This window comes from Phytoactinopolyspora endophytica (assembly GCF_004138495.1).
Lineage (GTDB): Bacteria > Actinomycetota > Actinomycetes > Jiangellales > Jiangellaceae > Phytoactinopolyspora > Phytoactinopolyspora endophytica.
The window spans coordinates 69,161-69,567 of the sequence record NZ_ML142854.1; the positions used below are offsets into that span (position 1 = coordinate 69,161).

At 67.3% G+C, this 407-nt stretch carries 1 protein-coding gene; it reads left to right on the plus strand.

Translation table 11 applies throughout. From position 1 onward, the window contains the following. The coding region (locus tag ELR45_RS40850) for an Hsp70 family protein (protein WP_240759642.1) at positions 1–407 on the plus strand (407 nt) is incomplete at both ends.

The window sequence follows — 407 nt, forward strand, 5'->3', positions numbered from 1 at the left end:
GCAGTCCTGGAGGGTGGCGAGCCTGCGGTCATCGCCAACGCCGAGGGTGCCCGGACCACTCCGTCGGTGGTCGCGTTCGCCAAGAACGGTGAGGTGCTGGTCGGCGAGGTAGCCAAGCGCCAGGCGGTCACCAACGTCGAGCGCACCATCCGGTCGGTCAAGCGGCACATGGGGACCGACTGGAAGACCGAGATCGATGACAAGACGTTCACGCCGCAGCAGGTCTCGGCCTTCGTGCTGCAGAAGCTGAAGCGAGACGCGGAGGCCTACCTCGGTGAGACCATCACCGACGCCGTGGTCACCGTCCCTGCGTACTTCAGCGACGCGCAGCGTCAGGCCACCAAAGAGGCCGGCGAGATCGCCGGTCTCAACGTGCTGCGCATCGTCAACGAGCCCACGGCGGCCGC